The sequence below is a fragment of the Rhizobium sp. 16-488-2b genome, assembly GCF_017741815.1.
Lineage (GTDB): Bacteria > Pseudomonadota > Alphaproteobacteria > Rhizobiales > Rhizobiaceae > Rhizobium.
On the sequence record NZ_JAGHMF010000003.1, the window covers coordinates 250849 to 267008 of the forward strand.

General features: G+C 61.3%; 12 protein-coding genes and 1 tRNA gene. 9 read left to right on the forward strand and 4 right to left on the reverse strand.

Annotated features, from left to right (window positions below; genetic code table 11):
- Positions 1–5 precede the first annotated feature (5 nt).
- Complete coding sequence (locus J5286_RS02840; protein ID WP_209189067.1) at positions 6–1508, reverse strand: UxaA family hydrolase; 1503 nt, start codon at positions 1506–1508, stop codon at positions 6–8.
- 239 nt (positions 1509–1747) lie between these two features.
- Between J5286_RS02840 and J5286_RS02845 the strand changes: the two genes are divergently transcribed.
- Together J5286_RS02845 and J5286_RS31470 are read left to right on the forward strand one after the other, a co-directional pair.
- Complete coding sequence (locus tag J5286_RS02845) at positions 1748–2659, forward strand: GntR family transcriptional regulator (protein ID WP_209189069.1); 912 nt, start codon at positions 1748–1750, stop codon at positions 2657–2659.
- A gap of 857 nt (positions 2660–3516) precedes the next feature.
- The gene (locus J5286_RS31470; RefSeq protein WP_209189071.1) at positions 3517–5229 is read left to right on the forward strand and encodes a flagellin N-terminal helical domain-containing protein; all 1713 of its coding nucleotides are present in this window, start codon (positions 3517–3519) and stop codon (positions 5227–5229) included.
- A gap of 153 nt (positions 5230–5382) precedes the next feature.
- Here the strand turns inward: J5286_RS31470 and J5286_RS02855 are convergent.
- Positions 5383–5458, reverse strand: a tRNA-Thr gene (locus tag J5286_RS02855).
- Between the two features lie 130 nt (positions 5459–5588).
- Positions 5589–6560 carry an NAD(P)H-dependent flavin oxidoreductase gene (locus J5286_RS02860; protein WP_209189073.1) on the reverse strand — a complete coding sequence of 324 codons (972 nt, stop codon included), beginning with the start codon at positions 6558–6560 and terminating at the stop codon, positions 5589–5591.
- Positions 6561–6806: 246 nt separating this feature from the next.
- Between J5286_RS02860 and J5286_RS02865 the strand changes: the two genes are divergently transcribed.
- Positions 6807–7985 carry a hypothetical protein gene (locus tag J5286_RS02865; protein WP_209189074.1) on the forward strand — a complete coding sequence of 393 codons (1179 nt, stop codon included), beginning with the start codon at positions 6807–6809 and terminating at the stop codon, positions 7983–7985.
- Between the two features lie 40 nt (positions 7986–8025).
- Here the strand turns inward: J5286_RS02865 and ppk2 are convergent, their stop codons facing one another.
- Positions 8026–8907 carry a polyphosphate kinase 2 gene (gene ppk2, locus J5286_RS02870; protein WP_209189076.1) on the reverse strand — a complete coding sequence of 294 codons (882 nt, stop codon included), beginning with the start codon at positions 8905–8907 and terminating at the stop codon, positions 8026–8028.
- A 206-nt stretch (positions 8908–9113) separates the two neighbouring features.
- Between ppk2 and phoR the strand changes: the two genes are divergently transcribed.
- The 6 genes from phoR (at position 9114) to phoU (ending at position 16160) form a co-directional block, all read left to right on the forward strand.
- Entirely contained in the window at positions 9114–10385 is a 1272-nt protein-coding gene (phoR, locus tag J5286_RS02875; RefSeq protein WP_209189078.1) for a phosphate regulon sensor histidine kinase PhoR, read from the forward strand.
- Between the two features lie 199 nt (positions 10386–10584).
- Positions 10585–11619: a substrate-binding domain-containing protein gene (locus tag J5286_RS02880; RefSeq protein WP_111561643.1), complete on the forward strand. Its 1035-nt coding sequence runs from the start codon at positions 10585–10587 to the stop codon at positions 11617–11619.
- Between the two features lie 153 nt (positions 11620–11772).
- Positions 11773–13254: a phosphate ABC transporter permease subunit PstC gene (pstC, locus tag J5286_RS02885; RefSeq protein WP_209189080.1), complete on the forward strand. Its 1482-nt coding sequence runs from the start codon at positions 11773–11775 to the stop codon at positions 13252–13254.
- Positions 13251–14573 carry a phosphate ABC transporter permease PstA gene (pstA, locus tag J5286_RS02890; RefSeq protein WP_018898304.1) on the forward strand — a complete coding sequence of 441 codons (1323 nt, stop codon included), beginning with the start codon at positions 13251–13253 and terminating at the stop codon, positions 14571–14573. Before pstC ends, pstA begins: the two co-directional genes overlap by 4 nt.
- Positions 14574–14587: 14 nt before the next feature.
- Positions 14588–15403, forward strand: a complete 816-nt coding sequence (gene pstB / locus J5286_RS02895; RefSeq protein WP_112981981.1) for a phosphate ABC transporter ATP-binding protein PstB — start codon at positions 14588–14590, stop codon at positions 15401–15403.
- Positions 15404–15446: 43 nt separating this feature from the next.
- Positions 15447–16160: a phosphate signaling complex protein PhoU gene (gene phoU / locus J5286_RS02900; RefSeq protein WP_018898306.1), complete on the forward strand. Its 714-nt coding sequence runs from the start codon at positions 15447–15449 to the stop codon at positions 16158–16160.

Genomic DNA, 16160 nt, shown 5'->3' on the forward strand with positions numbered 1-16160 from the left:
CTTGATTAAAGCGTTGCTCCGAGATGCCAAGGCACGAATTCGTTATCGCCGTAGCCGAATTCCTCGCTCTTGGTCTTCTTGCCCGATGCGGTGTCGATGATCAGGTCGAAGATCTCGCGCCCCTTGCCTGATATCGTCGCATCGCCGCTGGCAATCGTACCGCAGTCGATGTCCATGTCCTCTTCCATCGAGGCATAGAGCGCCGAATTGCTGGAGAGCTTGATCGACGGTGCCGGGCGACAGCCGAAGCAACTGCCGCGGCCGGTGGTAAACGCGATCATGTTGGCTCCACCAGCGACCTGGCCGGTGGCCGAGACGGGGTCGTAGCCGGGTGTATCCATGAAGACGAGGCCCGGCGCGGTCACCCGTTCGGCATAGCCGTAGACGGCCGTCAGCGGCGAACGCCCACCCTTGGCGACAGCGCCGAGCGACTTTTCCAGGATGGTGGTCAGCCCGCCGCGCTTGTTGCCGGGGGAGGGGTTGTTGTCGAGCGAGGCGCCGTGCATCGCCACATATTTCTCCCACCAGACGATCTTCTCGTCGAGCTTGCGGGCGACCTCCTCGCTGACCGCGCGGCTGCGAAGCAAATGCTCGGCGCCGTAGATCTCGGAGGTCTCCGACAGGATCGCCGTGCCGCCGGCAGCCGCCAGAAGATCGGCCGCGACACCCAGCGCCGGGTTGGCGGTAATCCCTGAGAAACCGTCGGAGCCGCCGCACTGCATGCCGATGATGATGTCGCTGATCGGCAGCGGCACGCGCCGCTCGCGCCCGACATCGTCGGCGATTTCCTTCAGCATGCCCATGGCGCGCTCGACGGCGCGGCGCGATCCGCCGGCATCCTGAATGTTGAAATGGCGCTTGGAATTGCCGGCGCCGCTCTGACCGTAGAGCGTCAGCTGGTTGACCTCGCAGCCGAGCCCGATCATCAGCACGCCGCCGAAATTCACATGCCTGGTATAGCCGGCAAGCGTGCGGTGCAGAACGGCCATGCCGTCGCCGGTCGAGCTCATGCCGCAGCCCTGGTCATGCACGATCGGAACGAAACCGTCGATGCCCTCGTAATGCGGCAGGATGGTGCGATTGGCCTGGTCGGCGATGGCGCGACAGACCGTGGTGGAACAGTTCACGCTGGCGATGATGCCGATATAGTTGCGCGTCGCCGACCGCCCGTCGGCGCGCTTGTAGCCCATGAAGGTGCGCGCGCGGTCGGCCGCACTTGCTTCTTCCGGCGCCGAATTGGCGGCGGCCGCCAGGCGGTCGTTTTCGAAATGCAGGTTCTGGCTATGGATGTGCTGGCCGGCCTTGACGTCTGATGTCGTGCGCCCGATCGCCTGTCCGTATTTCACCACCGGTTGGCCGAGCGCGATGTCTGTCAGTGCGATCTTGTGGCCGGGGTCGATCTTCTCCAGCGTTGTTATTCCCGCCACCATCTCGCCGGCGGCGATCGGGGCCGTGGCAACCGCGACATTGTCGCCTGATGACAGGATGATCCAAGGGTCTTTTTTCAACGATCTTCTCCCTAGGGAAACACTCGCTGCATCGGCGAATGCGCATTGCTTTTGTTTTTTATCTACAATAAACATTTTCAAGTCAACGGGATTATTGATCCTGTGGACGAGGGAGGCAAACAGCCGCGGACGATCCAAAATAAGATAAGGATCGCCGAGAGATAAGCTCCTGCCACGCGCCGGCGCCCGCCATTCGCGGGCTTTTGCTGTGCGCCGCAGGGCAACAAGGCGGGGTGTGCATGGCGCGGCAAAACACGGTCTTCAAGGAAGCGTATAATCGCTATGTCGCGGCGCTGCGCGCCGATGAGACCCTGCCGTCCGAGCCCGATATCGCCGCCAAGCTCGGCATCAGCCGCAGTACCGCCCGCGCCATCCTGACCCGGCTGGACGAGGAAGGCATCATCAGCTGGAACAAGCGCCAGAAGGTGGTGTTGCGCACGCCGACCCAGGCAGATCTCTTTCCCTCGGAAGAAACCGATTCCCTGCACAACATCATCGAGCGCAGCTTCATGCAGCGCATTCTTTCCGATGACGCAGCACCCGGCACGCAGATCAATGAGCTGGAGCTTGCCCGCGACATCGGCACCGGCACGACCAGCGTGCGCGAGTTCCTGATCCGCTTCTCGCGCTTCGGGCTGATCGAGAAACGGCCGAACAGCCACTGGATATTGAAGGGTTTCACCCGCGAGTTCGCGCTGGAGCTCGCCGAAGTGCGCGAGATGTTCGAGCTCCACTCCGCCGCCGAATTCGGCCGGCTGCCTAAGGATAACGAAGCCTGGCGGGCGCTGGCGGAGATCAAGGCCGAGCACCACGCCCTGCTCGATGATCTCGACGGTCGCTACAAGGAATTCTCAGCCCTCGACGAGCGCTTCCATTTGCTGATCCATGGTGCGGCGAAGAACCGCTTCATCGCCGATTTCTACGACGCCATCGCCATCGTCTTCCACTATCACTACCAGTGGAACAAGGCCTTCGCCCGCCAGCGCAACGAACGCGCCATTCATGAGCATCTGGATTATATCGCAGCCCTTGAAGCAGGCGATCCGGCCGCGATCGACGCCGCCTGCAGGGTGCACCTGCGCTCCGCGCGCCAGACCTTGCTGCAGTCTTTGCCGCAGACGGCAGCCGACGGGGAAACGCCCGCGAAGTAGTACCGAGCAGCACTGTATGGACGAAAAAAAAGCCCGCTCAAGGCGGGCCACGTCTCGCGAACTCAATACAATCGATAACGCAATACCAACGAGACAACTCAACCTACCACCCCGCGCGCCTCCTTGCACTTCGCTCATTCGGATGAGATTCGCAGGCTCGCATCAGGCAATGGGAGCATGCGCCGCTTGCCGCGCCATGCGTCTCGGTAGATCGAAGCAAGCTCGATCGCAAACGGCTTAGCGCCGGGGAAAATCATTCCATCCGGAAGCCCGCGCCTTCGCGAAAACGATCTGCGCCTCACGCCCCAGAAAGAGCAGGCCGAAGATGCCTATGATCATCAGGATATCCCACATGTACGCTCTCCCCAATTGCGTTGCGGGCCGTGCCTCAGACCCCTCATGACACGGCCCGCCCAATCCAAACGCGACCGCCATCACGTTTCAGGACGATCGCACTCATATGCGACATCAATGCGTCGCGGTATCGCGAATTCTGGGGATGTGGCCGTTTGGCGCATCACTTTACGGTGCTCATGAGAGCTCAAATCGTGAGCGAGACGATCTTTTGATCAGCAATGCTCTGCGGCGGCTGCATTCTTCGTGTCAGGTCAAATTCCCGAGTTTTTTTATCGGAAATATCTGAAAATCTCTTGAGGACTACTTGATGGCGCGACTTTTGCAAAATTCTACGCGAGTGCCGCAAGAACAACTTCCGAGTTGTACCATTTTCATCAGATTTAGCTAATCGCATCCATACTTTATTAACCGCGATTTTCTTAGTTAAGCACCTATAGGCTGTATGATTCAGTCGAATCGCTCTCAGTTTTAATTCAAGGTTTCATTTATCTGGATCTCCGATGACGTCCCTTCTGACCAATACCTCGGCATTTTCAGCACTACAGACACTTCGCTCTCTCAACTCAGGACTGCAGGAAACCCAAGGCCGGATATCGTCGGGTCTGCGGGTGCAAACGGCGTCCGACAATGCCGCCTATTGGTCCATTGGCACGACGATGACATCCGATAGCAAGGCGGTGTCCGCCGTCTCGGACGCTCTCGGAATGGCTTCCGCCAAAGTCGACACCGCCTACGCGGGCACCGACTCGATCGTCGACGTGCTCACCGAGTACAAGGCGAAGCTCGTTGCGGCGACCGAGGATGGGGTGGACAAGGCGAAGATCCAGGATGAGTTAAAGCAACTCAATCTGCAGGTCGAAAGCATCGTGGCTTCGTCGAGCTTCAATGGTGTCAATTGGCTGACGACGAATGCTCCGACGCATCTCATGGTCACCGATGATCTTACCACCTCCGTCATGTCGTCGTTCGTCCGCTCGGATGACGGTTCGGTTAAGGTGGAAACGGAAAGCGTAAACCTCAAGCTCAGCAGCATGCTCAACACCGGCGGCGGCGGCATCCTGCAAAAGGAACTTGACGGTGTCGGCAATATCGGCGGCTTCCGCGGCACGGGTATCAATTCCGTCGCCCATGAGGGCCACGAGAACCGTGATTTCACCGGTCCAGCCACTTTCGGTGCATCCGATTACATCGACTTTGATATTGTGGTCGATGCCGGAGACTATTCCGCCGGCGAGACCTTTACCGCGCTCAGGATCGACAAGAGCGTGATAGACACTGCTTTGGGTACGACCAACGGCAAGATCGGCAACGCTTCCGACATGCGCAAGGTGCTCAACCAGGTCTTTGCCGATAACGGCGTCCCCGCGACTGCCAATGAGACACTTTTCTCCGGCTCGCTGACGTCAAGTCAGTTCGAGATCGGTTCGCTCGAGACCTCGGGTCATCCCGGCTCCAGCATCAACATAACCGGCGTTGTATCGGATTTCGGCGGTGTCTATCCATCCGGCTTCGCACTCGGTCTGGAAAAAGCGCCGATCAGTAATCACGACAACATGTATCCCGAGGCCCACATGACGTTCGGCCGATCCTTCACCGTCTCCGAGAAAGCGTCCATCACCTTCGATGTGCAGGTTGGCCCCAACCCGCTGCAGACCTATAGGATCGACCGGGCAACTGTTGATGCCGCGCTTGGCACGAGCGATGGCTATGTCGGCAACGCCACGGACTTGGCCACCGTAATCGCATTCGCCTCGGCGGGCAGCGATTTGGTGATCACGCCATCCGGCGACACGATCACCTTTTCGGCCGATCGGACCCTTTATCCGGAGGCAGGCAACCGCGCCGCCCGCGTCAGCGTCGGCAACGTTCAGTCCGATCCGCCATGGACGCTTGAGTTCGACCTCGACGAGATCGACGTCACCGGCTCCGCCTTCGGTGTCGATGAGTACCTCACCGGCGTCGAGTACATGCTGAAGCGGTCGATCGAAAGCGCCAGCACGCTCGGATCTCTGCAGACGCGTATCGACGGGCAGACGGTTTTCGCATCCAAGCTCAAGGACAGTCTCGACAGCGGCGTCGGTCGTCTCGTCGATGCCGACATGGAACAGGAGTCCTCCAGACTCGCCGCCCAGCAAACCCAGCAGCAACTCGCCATCCAAGCCCTGTCGATCGCCAACTCTGCGCCGAGCGGCATCATGAGCCTGTTCCGGTAGTTTGGGCGTGCGGTGCGTGCGGCTGAGGGAAGCGCCCTCAGCCGCTACCGGTTGCGGCAGGATCGAGCGGTCATCGCCTTAGGCGTCGGCCACGCTATCGTCGCGCGCGAAAGCCGGGGAAATGTCGAAACTCTCAGAAATCTGAAGAAAAAATGGTGCCGCTTGCAGGACTCGAACCTGCGACCCCATCATTACGAATGATGTGCTCTACCACCTGAGCTAAAGCGGCAATCCGGCGGGTGATTTGTGTTCGGCCCGCGATTTGCATGGCGCTGATACAAGCATTGTCGGAAGATTTCAAGCGCCCTGTCACGTCTTTGGCAAAAAAGAACGCGGCTGTGGAAATATCCCCGCGCCGCTCAAGCCGGCGAGGGGAGTGCCAGTCGGTCGCGCGCCGCGTCATACTCCTTCTTCATGCGGTCCACGAGCGCCTCGGCGGGCTCGACGGCCTTGATGGCGCCGATGCCCTGGCCGCTGCCCCATATGTCCTTCCAGGCCTTGGCGCCGCCCACGGCCTGTTCGAAATCCATCTTCGAGGCGTCGGCGACTGGCAGATTGTCGGGGTTGAGGCCGACGGCCTTGACTGAAGGTTTCAAGTAGTTGCCGGCGACGCCCGTGAAATAGTTGGAATAGACGATATCGCTGGACGCGCCGTCGACGATCGCCTGCTTGTAGGCCTCGGAGGCGCGCGCCTCGTCGGTCGCAATGAAGGGGCTGCCGATATAGGCCATGTCGGCGCCCATCGCCTGCGCCGCTAGGATCGCGCCGCCATTGGCGATCGCGCCGGCAAGCAGAAGCGGGCCGTCGAACCATTCGCGGATTTCCTGCACCAAAGCAAACGGCGAGAGCGTGCCCGCATGACCACCGGCACCCGCCGCCACCGCGATCAGCCCGTCGGCGCCCTTGCGGATCGCCGAGTTGGCGTGCCGGTTGTTGATCACGTCATGCAGCACGATGCCGCCATAGGAGTGCACGGCGGCGTTCACCTCGGGCACGGCGCCGAGCGAGGAGATGACGATCGGCACCTTGTATTTCACGCAGAGCATCAGGTCGTGCTCCAGCCGCTTGTTCGACGTGTGGACGATCTGGTTGACGGCAAAGGGTGCGGCCGGTCTGTCCGGATTGGCCGCGTCATGGCCGGCCAGTTCCTCGGTCATCATCGCAAGCCATTCGTCAAGCTGGCTCTCCGGCCGCGCATTGAGCGCCGGGAATGCGCCGATCACGCCGGCCTTGCACTGCGCCAGCGTCAGCGCCGGGTGCGAAATGATGAACAGCGGAGAGGCCACCACGGGCAGTCTGAGGTTTCGCGTCAGGATCGAGGGCAGGGCCATGGGTCACCGTGAAGAATTGACGTTTACGAAAACGTCAATGTGATAGCAGAGAGTTTTCGCCAGGAAAAGACCGTGTCGCGGTTCCGCCAACATCGCTTGCTCTATAAAAAGGCCTGCCTTTCGGTATTATCCCCTATTGATCGGGCGCCGTCGGCAGCCTCAGCCTTGCGGTTTGCGGCCTCAGCCGCTACCGCAGTTGCATATTGTTAAGCATATGACGCCTGTCATCAGCACGAAGGACCGGACGTGAGCGGATTAGAAACGGCTATCAGAACGGCGCTAGACAATGCCGATCGCGACAATCCCGAAGTCCGAGCCAAGATCTATCAATCCGCGCGCCAGGCGCTGGAAGCCGGCCTGCGCAAGCAGGACGTCACCGATACCAACGCGATCGCCCATCATCGCCACCGTCTGGAAACGACGATCCACATGATCGAGGCGGAGGAGCGACAGCGCCTTCATCCGCGCCAGGGACCGCCGGAGGTCCCGGTGCCGCCAGTGGTCGACATCCCGCCACCCCCGCCGCCTCGCGCGCCGGATGATTTCGATAGCCCCACCATCGGCGGCGAAACCCGAGCGCCGGCGCCTGACGTTATGGTCGCCGACAATCGCTATGAAGAGGACTCTGGCCTCGGCGGCCTGCATGCCGGCGATGCCGATCATCTGGCGGCGGCTCCCGAACCCTTCGCGGCTGAGAAAAAGCCGGCCAACATGGATTTCCGGCCCGAGCGCGCCGTTGCCCGCCGCAAGCCGCGCAAGTTCTTCTCGCGCCTGCTCGTCTGGTGCGTCCTGCTCGCCTTCATCGGCATGGGCGCCTGGTGGGCGCACACATCAGGCCTGCTGATGACGGCAGCCGAACGCGATACCAGCGTCGCCAATCCGCCCGCCACCACCGCGCCGGAGGATTTCAACGGCGCGAGTGACAATCACACCGCCGACAGCCAGGCGCCGGTCATCGATCCGCAGAATTCCTTCTCCGCCGCCTGGCTCGAAATCTTCAAGCCGTCGGATGCCAACAAGATCGTCAAGGGCGCGCAGTCGCGCGTTGAGAGCATTGCCGAAAACGATGGTCCGGCCGTGCGCCTGACCTCGCAAAGCGCCGGCGCCGACGGCAATGTCGGTATCACGGTTCCGCCGGATATTCTGCAGCAGCTCGCCGGCAAGTCCTCGACGATTGCGGTCACTTTGCAATCGACCTCCGATGAGCCGACGCAGATCACCGTCGAATGCGATTTCCAGTCGCTCGGCGATTGCGCCCGCCACCGCTTCACGGTCAACCGCGAGAAGTCGGACGTGCTCCTGCAGGTCCGCTTCGATCGTTCGCTCGCGCCGACCTCGGCCGGCACGCTTTTGATCAACAGCGACGTGGACGGCAAGGCGAGGGGTATCAACCTCTACGCCGTGCGCATCCTGCCCGGCCAATAAGGCGGTCGGGCAACCGCTCAGTTAGTACGCTTGGCCGCGGTCACTTCAGGAACTTCGGCCCCTGGCCGATGATCTTGTCGTCAAGCTTGCCGATCGCGTCCTTGTCCTTGCCGTCATAATCGATCGTCTTCAGCATGTGACGGATGAGGTTCACGCGGGCGCGGCGCTTGTCGTTGGCGTGAACCACGGTCCAGGGCGCGAATTCCGTGTGCGTTTCCTTCAGCATCCGGTCGCGCTTTTCGCTGTAGTCGTCCCACTTGGTCAGCGCCGCGATATCCATCGACGACAGCTTCCACACTTTCCTTGGATCATGGCGGCGGTCATGAAACCGCTTCAGCTGCATCTCGCGGCCGATATCCAGGTAGAACTTGAAGAAGAAGATGCCCTCGTGGCTGATCACCTTCTCGATCTGCGGTGCCTGCGCGAGAAAATCCTCATATTGCTTCGGCGTGCAGAAGCCCATGATCGGCTCGACGCCGGCGCGGTTATACCAGGAGCGGTCGAAGAGCACGAATTCGCCCGCCGTCGGAAACTGCGCGATGTAGCGCTGGAAATACCATTGCCCGGCCTCGCGGTCGGTGGGCTTGGTCAGCGCCACCACGCGGGCAAGGCGAGGGTTCATGTGCGCGGAGGAGGCCGAGATCGCGCCGCCCTTGCCGGCGGCGTCGCGGCCTTCGAACAGCGCCATCACGCGCTTGCCGGTCGCCTGCAGCCAGAACTGCACCTTGACCAGCTCGATTTGAAGCGCCTTGAGCTCTTCGAGATACTCTTCTTCCTTGAGCTTCTTGTTATAGGGGAAGTCGCCCGATTTCAGCGCCTCCTCGTCCACCCAGTCGGGCAGCACCGGATCGTCCACGTCGAAGACGCGCTTCTTGCCCTGAATATCCAGTTCGACTGCTCTGCTTTCGACATCTTCCGGCATGACGATCCTCCTCGGTATGTGTGTAGCCGCCAAGGCGAACACATTTCCTTTTGAAAATCAAACCTCTCGGCTTCAGCAAAAATTATGTGCGCAGCCGGGGTGCATTGTCGGTTTGCTAGCGGCATCGGTAAACTTCTGTCATGAAAGAGCGCTATCAGGCGAAGTTTGATAGCCAACGAAGAACGAATCGACGTCGCGAGGGGCACTTGGAACAGCAAACGCCATGGACGGCCAAACTGACGGCGAAGCTCCGTCGGGAGAGCTTCGTGCTTCTCGTCGCGCTGGCGATTGCCTTCATCGCGGTGACCGCGGGCATGAACGGCTGGGGCGTGCTCGGCCTGCTGGCGATCATGCTGCTTGCCATCATGTGTTCGTCAGAGCCGCGCCCACAAGTGGCCTCGGCGCCACCGGTGTCCGAGGTCGAGGAGCCCGCCGCGCGCAGTCTTCTGCCCGAGGTGTCGGCGACGCTTTCGGCGCTCGACATTCCCGTCATGGTGCTGGCGGGCGACGCCTCCGTGCTGTTCCAGAACCGCGCCGCTGAAAAGGCCTTCGGAGAGGTCGTCATCGGCGCTCATATCTCCGCGCGCCTTCGTTCGCCCGGCATTCTCGACATGGTCCGCGAAACCATCGTGACCAACGCGCCGAACCAGATCGAGCACTCCGAACGCCTGCCGTCCGAGCGCGTCTATATTGTCCGCAGCTCGCCTGTCGAGCTTGGCGCCGTCGGCGGTGCCAATCATGGCGCAAGCGAGCGGCTTTTCGTCCTGTCGTTCCGCGACATATCCGAAGTTCGCCGCATCGATCGCATGCGCTCGGATTTCGTCGCCAACGCCAGCCACGAGTTGCGCACGCCGCTCGCCTCGCTGCGCGGCTTCATCGAAACCATCCAGGGGCCGGCGAAAAGCGACTTCAAGGCGCAGGAACGCTTCCTCGGCATCATGTTCGACCAGACCACGCGCATGAGCCGCTTGGTCGACGACCTCTTGTCCCTGTCACGTCTGGAGTTGAAGTCGCATATCGCGCCGGATGAGAAGGTGGATCTCGTCCCGCTGCTCGGCCATGTCCGGGATGCGCTTCTACCCCTCGCCAATGATGTCGGCGTCGATATCCAGCTGCATCTGCCGGAAGGCCGAGCCGAGGTGGCGGGCGATCGCGATGAGCTGGTGCAGGTGTTTGAAAACCTGATCGAAAACGCCTGCAAATATGGCCAGGAAGGCAAACTCGTCGAGGTCTTCCTGAAAAATGGCCCCAGCGGACCGGTCGAGGTCACCATCGTCGACAAGGGGCCGGGTATTCCGGCCGAACACGTGCCGCGCCTGACGGAGCGTTTCTATCGCGTCAACATCGAGGATAGCCGCTCCAAGAAGGGCACCGGCCTCGGCCTTGCCATCGTCAAGCACATCTTGACGCGCCACCGCGCCCGCCTGATCGTCAAGTCCGAGGTCGGCAAGGGAACGAGCTTTACCGTCCGATTTTGACATAAAAGTCGGCGCGGTCATTGCAGAGGCGAATTTTTCCTATGCATTTCAGATGCATAGACTGTCATAAATGTTTCACCGAACTGACATAAAAGCTCTTGTCATCAGGGGCTAAAGAAGGCGTGCCGCTGACAGAGACGGCACCCCCAAGGGGCCGCCAAGGCCACCCTCAGACCGCTATATGCCCGGGAGAATTGTTATGAACGCTTTTAAACTTACGGTCGCCGCACTTGCTGCTTCCGCCGCTTTCGCAGGCGCGGCTGTTGCTCGCGACCAGGTCCAGGTCAGTGGTTCGTCCACCGTTCTGCCTTACGCCAAGATCGTTGCCGAAACCTTCGGCGAAACCTTCAAGGACTTCAAGACGCCGGTCGTTGAATCCGGTGGTACGGGCGCTGGCCTCAAGGAATTCTGCAAGGGCGTAGGCCCTGACACGATCGACGTTGCCAACGCTTCGCGTCCGATCAACGCCAAGGAACTGGAAGCCTGCAAGGCTGCCGGCGTTACCGACATCCAGGAAGTCAAGATCGGCTACGACGGCATCGTCTTCGCAACCGACTCGTCCAACCCTGACGTCGCTTACGAGCCGGCCGACCTCTACAAGGCTCTCGCCGCTCAGGTTGTTGTCGACGGCAAGCTCGTCGCAAACCCTTACAAGAAGTGGTCGGAAGTCAACTCGAAGCTCCCGGCTGTTGATATCGCTGCCTACATCCCCGGCGAAAAGCACGGCACCCGCGAAGTGTTCGAACTGAACGTTCTCGCTGCTGGCTGCAAGGACTCTGGTGCTCTCGAAGTGATCTCCAAGGAAATCGCTGACAAGGCTGCCCAGAGCAAGGCTTGCGTTGCAGTTCGTAAGGACGGCGCTGCAGTCGACATCGACGGCGACTATCCGGAAACGCTGGCACGCATCGCTGCCAACAAGACCGGTGTTGGCGTATTCGGCCTCTCCTTCTACGAAAACAACGCTGACAAGCTGAAGGTCGCTACCGTCAAGGGTATCGTTCCGAGCCCGGAAACGATCGCTGACGGCACCTACCCGGTTTCCCGTCCGCTGTTCTTCTACGTGAAGAAGGCTCACCTGGGCGTTATCCCGGGCCTGAAGGAGTACGTAAACTTCTTCGTATCCGACCAGATGGTTGGCCCTGACAGCCCGCTCGTCGAGTACGGCCTGGTTGCTGCTCCGGACGCTGAGCGCGAAGCGACCCGCAAGTCGGTCGAAGACGGCAAGACCATGTAATAAACTTTGCCGGCGCGATCCAAGGGGTCGCGCCGGCATCGCCTTTGTCCGCTCTAAGGGAGCGGTGAAGCTGAACTACTCCATGATTGGAAGCCGAGATGGCCGAGGCGCCGTTTCGCTCTTGGGGGCCGAGGGCCTGGGGGACCTTAACGAATGAGTACATCCGTCTTACTCTTGTGCCTCGTTGTGCTTGGCGCGGTTGCCTTTGTGGCAGCACGCAGCCGCGCGACGGCGCTTGCCGGAGGTAAATCCTCGGCACTGCACTCCCGGCCTGGCTACTACGGTGCCTATGCCGCAATCTGGGCTATTCTGCCTGCGCTCATCGTTCTGTGCGCCTGGCTTGCCATCAGCCCCTCCATTATCGAATCCTCCGTTCGCGGCGGTTTTCCTGACGACGTCAAGGCCCAGCCGGCCGCTCAGCAGAACCTGAACTACGGCATGGTCAGCGCCATCGCCCGCGGTCTGCCGCTGCTCGCGAGCGAAGACGTTGCCGCAGGCGTCGGCGATCCCGCCGGTCTCCAGGCCAAGCTCGCTGCCAAGGGCGTTCCGCTCGCCGGCGTGCCGCAGCCTTACATGATCGAGGGCGCGCAGAAGCTGAACACTGAGAGCGGCATCAGCCGCTTGATCATGACGCTGGTCGTTCTGGCGCTCGGCGTCGCCGGTGGCTTCTATGCCCTGCGCGAAGTCGCTCCCCGTTTCCGGGCCCGCAACCGCGTCGAGCGCGTCATGCTCTGGGGTCTGTTGCTTGCATCCTCCATCGCCATCCTGACCACTGTCGGCATCGTCATGTCGATGCTGACGGAAGCCGCCCACTTCTTCGCTGAAGTTCCGGCCGCCGACTTCTTCTTCGGCACCGTCTGGGATCCGCGCTTTGCCGGCGCCGGCAGCTCGTCCTTCGGCCAGTTCGGCCTGATCCCGCTGCTGCTCGGCACGCTCTACATCGGCTTCGTCGCCATGCTGGTCGCCGTTCCGGTCGGCCTCTTCGCGGCCATCTACATGGCGGAATACGCGGCTCCCAAGGTTCGCGGTATCGCCAAGCCGCTGCTCGAGGTTCTCGCCGGTATCCCGACCATCGTCTACGGCTTCTTCGCCCTCGTCACCGTCGGCCCCTTCCTGCGCGACCTCTCGTCCCAGGTGAACGGCCTTCTAACCGGCGACTACAGCAACTTCATCCAGGCACAGAGCGTTCTGACCGCCGGTATCGTCATGGGCATCATGCTGATCCCATACGTCTCCTCGCTGTCCGACGACATCATCACAGCCGTGCCACGCGCTCTGCGTGACGGTTCGCTCGGTCTTGGTGCCACGCGTTCGGAAACGATCAAGAAGGTCGTTCTCCCGGCAGCACTACCGGGCATCGTTGGCGCTCTGCTGATGACCGCCTCGCGCGCCATCGGCGAGACCATGATCGTCGTGCTTGCGGCCGGTGTCGCAGCCCGTATCCAGATCAACCCATTCGAGCCGATGACGACGGTGACGGTCAAGATCGTCAACCAGCTGACGGGTGACCTTGAGTTCACCTCGCCGCAGACGCTGGTTGCCTTCGCGCTTGGCATCACGCTGTTCTTCATCACGCTTTGCCTTAACATCTACGCGCTCTTCATTGTGCGCAAATACCGGGAGCAGTACGAATGACGGACGTTGTTTCCTCCGGACAGGGCGTCGTCGTCTCCAAGGCGCCGGCCCGCCGCGACATCGGCATCAAGCGTCGCTACGCCGCCGAACGCCGCTTCCAGGCATATGGCATCGCTGCCATCTCCTTCGGTCTGATCTTCCTGGCCATACTGCTCACGACGGTCATCCGTCAGGGCTACACGGCCTTCGCGCAGACCTCGATCACCCTGCCGATCGAGTTTTCCGAAAAGGTGCTCGACCCCAACAACAAGCGCGCCACCGACCCATCGGTGCTGATCGCCGCCAACTATCCGGTGCTGATCCGCGACGCCATGGTCAAGACGCTCGGCATCAACGCCCAGAGCCGTCCTGAAGTTCGCGACGCCACCGCGATGATCTCCAAGGGCGCGCCGATCGTGCTCCGCGACATGGTCGTTGCCGATCCGTCGCTGATCGGCAAGACGGTCAACGTCACGCTTCTCGCCGACGCCAACGTCGACTCGGCCAACAAGGGTCAGATCGACCTGACGGTTGACGAGAAGAACCGCAAGGTCAACGACCGCCAGGTCGGCTGGATGCAGCAGATGGCAGCCAGCGGTACGCTCCACAAGGAGTTCAACACCGGGCTCTTCGTCAACGGCAACTCCAGCCGTCCGGAAGCAGCAGGTCTCGGCGTCGCCCTCATCGGCTCGCTCTACCTGATGCTGATCGTTCTTGCCCTGTCGCTGCCGATCGGTGTCGCCGCTTCGATCTATCTCGAAGAGTTCGCGCCGAAGAACAAGCTGACCGACCTGATCGAAGTCAACATCAACAACCTCGCGGCCGTTCCGTCGATCGTCTACGGTCTGCTCGGTCTCGCCGTCTTCATCAACTTCGCAGGCCTGCCGCGCTCCGCGTCGCTGGTCGGCGGTCTGGTGCTGACGCTGATGACGCTGCCGACCATCATCATCGCCACCCGCGCAGCGCTGCGCGCCGTGCCCCCTTCGATCCGCGCGGCCGCTCTCGGCCTCGGCGCTTCGAAGATGCAGATGGTGTTCCACCACGTCCTGCCGCTGGCAATGCCTGGCATCCTGACCGGCACCATCATCGGTCTGGCGCACGCGCTCGGTGAAACCGCGCCGCTGCTCCTGATCGGCATGGTCGCCTTCGTCGCCAATGCGCCCGCCACCCCGATGGATCCCTCCACGGCTCTGCCGGTGCAGGTTTACATGTGGGCAAACGAAGCCGAACGCGCCTTTGTCGAGCGCACGTCCGGCGCCATCATCGTCCTGCTCCTGTTCCTGATCGTCATGAACCTCGGAGCCATCCTCTTGCGTCGTCGCTTTGAGCGCCGCTGGTAAACGGAGTAAACATCATGAACATGTTGACGGAAGCAGCAGTTGAGAAGGCGCTAGACCAGAAGATGAATACCATTCCGTATAAAATGATCGGCCAGGACGTCTCGGTTTACTACGGCGAGAAGCGTGCGCTTTTCGACGTGAAGCTGAACATCCGCGAAAACACCGTGACGGCTCTCATCGGTCCGTCGGGCTGCGGCAAGTCCACCTTCCTGCGCAGCCTGAACCGCATGAATGACACGATCGACAACTGCCGCGTCACCGGCAAGATCACGCTCGATGGCGATGATATCTACGATCCGGATATCGACGTCGTCGAACTGCGCGCCCGTGTCGGCATGGTGTTCCAGAAGCCGAACCCGTTCCCGAAGTCGATCTACGAAAACGTTGCCTATGGCCCGCGCATCCACGGTCTCGCCAAGTCGAAGGCCGATATGGACGTCATCGTTGAGCAGAGCCTGCAGCGCGCCGGCCTGTGGAACGAGGTCAAGGACCGCGTGCATGAAGGCGGCACCGGCCTTTCGGGCGGTCAGCAGCAGCGTCTGTGCATCGCCCGTGCGATTGCTGTCAGCCCCGAAGTGATCCTCATGGACGAGCCCTGCTCGGCGCTCGACCCGATCGCGACCGCCAAGGTCGAGGAGCTCATCCACGAGCTGCGCGAAGCCTACACGATCGTCATCGTCACGCACTCGATGCAGCAGGCAGCCCGCGTTTCGCAGCGCACCGCCATGTTCCACCTCGGCAACCTCGTCGAGGAGAACGATACCGACAAGATGTTCACCAACCCGGATGATCCGCGCACCCAGGATTACATCATGGGCCGCTTCGGCTGATCTCCGAAACCGGTAAATCTCAGGACATTCAAGGATAAGCCCCATGGCATCGACACATATCTATTCCGCCTATGACGATGATCTCAAGTTCCTGACGCGCCGCATCTCCGAGATGGGCGGCCTCGCGGAACAGATGGTCGGCGACGCTGTTCGCGCGCTCGTCAACGGCGACACTTCGCTCGCCCAGAAGGTCATCTCCGACGACGTGATCCTCGATCACGCCGAGCGCGAGATCGGTGAAAAGGCGATCATCACCATCGCCCGCCGCCAGCCGATGGCCGCCGACCTTCGCGAAATCATGGGCTCGATCCGCATCGCGGCCGATCTCGAGCGCGTCGGCGATCTCGGCAAGAACACCGCCAAGCGCGTCATCGCGGTCCAGAGCACCGGCGTTCCGCGCAAGCTCGCCCGTGGCCTCGAGCATCTCTCCGAACTGGCGCTCGTCCAGCTCAAGGAAGTTCTCGACGTCTACACCAGCCGCGTTGCAGATCGTGCCAAGTCGATCCGCGAGCGCGACGAGGAAATCGACGCGATGTACACCTCGCTGTTCCGCGAGATGCTCACCTACATGATGGAAGATCCGCGCAACATCACCAGCTGCACGCATCTTCTCTTCTGCGCCAAGAACATCGAGCGCATCGGCGACCACGCCACCAACATCGCAGAGACCATCTACTACATGGCTACCGGCGCCCAGCCGGAAGGCGAGCGTCCGAAGGACGACACCGCCAACACCGTCGGCGCGGTCACGGAATAA